The sequence below is a fragment of the Amycolatopsis sp. NPDC051061 genome (assembly GCF_040682935.1).
GTDB lineage: Bacteria > Actinomycetota > Actinomycetes > Mycobacteriales > Pseudonocardiaceae > Amycolatopsis.
Genome location: NZ_JBFBBZ010000124.1, coordinates 1 through 3,154 on the forward strand (window position 1 = coordinate 1; position 3,154 = coordinate 3,154).

Consider the following 3,154-nt stretch of genomic DNA (forward strand, 5'->3'; position numbering starts at 1 on the left):
AAGTACTTATGTTGTGGTATAATAAAAGCATGAAGAACAATTCTTTGGTCAGATTTTCTTCATGCCTATCTAAAATCACTCACAAAGGAGCAGTTTTCTATGACTAGTATACCAAAAAATGAACAAAATCAGAAGCAGGTGCAAATCTTGAACGAATTATCAAAACGTAAAGTGGTCGAGCATAATTCTTTAATCACATCTATTGCCAAAATGGATAAAACCCCACTGAAAATGTTTGAATTAGCCGTATCGTGCATTGATACAGAAGAACCACCAAAAGATCATACGGTTTATTTGTCAAAAGCAGAACTGTTTGCCTTTTTTAAAGTGGACGACAGCAATAAACACACACGTTTTAAACAGGCAGTCGAGAATATGCAGAAACAAGCCTTTTTCAAAATTAAAGAAAAAAAAGAACATGGATTTGAATTTGAAAATATTGTGCCGATTCCCTATGTTAAGTGGACGGATTATCATGATGAGGTAACGATCCGATTTAGTCCTGAAATTATGCCGTATTTAATCAATTTAAAACAAAATTTCACGCAACACGCTTTGTCTGATCTTGCAGAACTCAATAGCAAGTATTCCATTATCTTGTATCGCTGGTTATCTATGAATTATAACCAGTACGAGCATTATAGTTACAAGGGCGGGCGCCGAGAAGAACAAGTGGAAGCCTACCGCAATCCTTCAATTTCCATGCGAGAATTACGAGAAATGACGGACACGGTCAATGAATACAAATTATTCACTAACTTTAGCAAGAAAGTTTTAGATAAACCCCTTGAAGAAATCAATGATCGGACCTCATTTAATATTGCCTATGAGAAAGTGAAAAAAGGTAAAAGCATTGATTCTATTGTCTTTCATATCACGAAAAAACGTCGAGCAGACGATAACAGTTATAAGCTAGAGGACAAGACCTACAAGGAAGCGAAAGCCGAAAAAGAATTATCAAACCAAACACTTGCAGGTAAAGCGTTAGAAAGTAGATATACAAGGTTATTGCTTGAAAATTTCCTTTTATCGCCTTATGAAATGACAGATACATCACTTATGGCTGGCTTGCAAAAAAATGTTTATCCAAAGTATGACGAACTCAAAACATTACGAGGACTTGAGGGGGTCAAAAAGCACCTCTCATACGTTCGTGAGAAGCAAGAACCTTATTCAAAAGGGAACGTTGCAAAGTATCTTAAAAAGGCAGTTGATCAGTATTTGCCAACTGTGAAATTACAAGACCTTGACCAACCAGAACGTGCAAGTGTTCGAGGTAAAGGAGCAAGCCATGAGTGAGAATCTAAAAACGATCAAAGAGCTTGCGGATGAGTTGGGTGTATCAAAAAAGAAAATTCATTATCAAGTATCTAAATTAGATAGTAATTTGATACAGAGATTAGACGGTACTATCTATCTTAACAACGCTGCTATAAAAGTGATTAAAGGGAATATTGGATATGTCCCTAAAACTAAATTAGATAGTGTTGGTGTCCAAAATAGACAGTATTTAGATACCAAATTAGACACCGTAAATACAAGTTTAATTGATGAAAAAAATGAACGAATCAATTATCTAAAAGAGCAAATAAAGAATAAAGATAATCAAATATCTGTTAAAGACGAACAGATAAAAAGTTTAGTAGACGTACAAAAACAAACTCAAAATCTTTTAGATCAGCAACAACGACTAGCCTTACAAGATAAAAAGTTGTTAGAAGAATACAAAGCAGAAAATGACAGCTTAAAAGCTCTCAAAATGCCCTCACAGGAAACAGAATTCAAACACTTAGACAATCAATATAAAGATGAAGTGAACGCTCTTAAAGAGAAGTTGGAAAATTTGCAGGAACAAATCAAAGATCAAAAAAGGATAGAAGAACAAGAAAAACCAAGAAAATGGTGGGGACTATGGCGAAAATAGATGATTCAGTTAAAAAGAAAGTTCCAGAATTAAGGTTTCCGGGATTTACGGATGATTGGGAAGAGCGTAAGTTAGGAGAATTATCTAATATTGTTGGTGGTGGAACACCAAGTACATCGAACCCTGAATACTGGGACGGTGATATTGATTGGTATGCACCAGATGAAATTGGAGAACAAAGTTATGTTAGTAAAAGTAAAAAGACTATTACTGAACTAGGTCTAAAGAAGAGTTCAGCTCGAATTTTACCAGTAGGAACCGTCTTATTTACTTCTCGTGCTGGTATCGGAAACACCGCTATATTAGCCAAAGAAGCTACAACTAATCAAGGGTTTCAATCAATTGTTCCTGATCAAAATAAACTTGATAGTTATTTTATTTTTTCAAGAACTAATGAGCTCAAGCGATATGGGGAAGTCACCGGTGCAGGATCTACTTTTGTTGAGGTTTCAGGTAAGCAAATGTCGAAAATGTCGATTATGGTACCTGAACTTTCAGAACAACAAAAAATCGGGTCATTCTTTAAACAGTTAGACGATACTATCGCTCTTCATCAACGTAAGTTAGATTTATTGAAAGAACAGAAAAAAGGCTTTTTACAAAAGATGTTCCCTAAAAATGGTGCCAAAGTTCCTGAATTGCGATTTGCGGGGTTTGCTGACGATTGGGAAGAGCGTAAGTTATCTGACGTAGCTAATCACAGAGGCGGAACAGCTATTGAAAAGTATTTTGACAAATATGGTGTATACAAAGTTATTTCAATTGGTAGCTATGGATTAAATAGCCAATACGTTGATCAAAATATTCGCGCAATATCAAATGAAATTACAGATGGACGAGTTGTTAATTCTGGAGAGCTCACCATGGTGCTAAATGATAAAACTGCTAATGGAACAATTATTGGAAGAACTTTACTGGTAGAAAAAGATAACGAATATGTTATCAATCAACGAACTGAAATTATTTCTCCGAAAGAAAACTTTGATTCTAATTTTGCATATACCATACTTAATGGTCCTTTTAGAGAAAAAGTTAAACGAATTGTTCAGGGGGGAACGCAAATATATGTTAACTATCCTGCAGTTTCTAATCTAAATCTAGAGCTACCTAAGATTGAAGAACAACAAAAAATAGGCTCTTTCTTTAAACAGTTAGATGACACTATCGCTCTTCATCAGCGTAAGCTAGATCTTCTCAAAGAGCAGAAAAAAGGATTTCTACAAAAGATGT

General features: G+C 35.0%; 3 protein-coding genes. All 3 read left to right on the plus strand.

Going from position 1 to position 3,154, the window contains the following annotated elements:
- Positions 1-99: 99 nt before the first annotated feature.
- Positions 100-1,299, plus strand: a complete 1,200-nt coding sequence (locus AB0N03_RS52045; RefSeq protein ID WP_063283645.1) for a RepB family plasmid replication initiator protein — start codon at positions 100-102, stop codon at positions 1,297-1,299.
- Positions 1,300-1,711: 412 nt separating this feature from the next.
- Positions 1,712-1,924, plus strand: coding sequence for a DNA-binding protein (locus AB0N03_RS52050; protein ID WP_200416660.1), 213 nt, complete (start codon positions 1,712-1,714; stop codon positions 1,922-1,924).
- On the plus strand, positions 1,912-3,154 hold a 1,243-nt coding region (locus tag AB0N03_RS52055), incomplete at its 3' end, for a restriction endonuclease subunit S (RefSeq protein WP_364388939.1). The genes AB0N03_RS52050 and AB0N03_RS52055, both read left to right, overlap by 13 nt.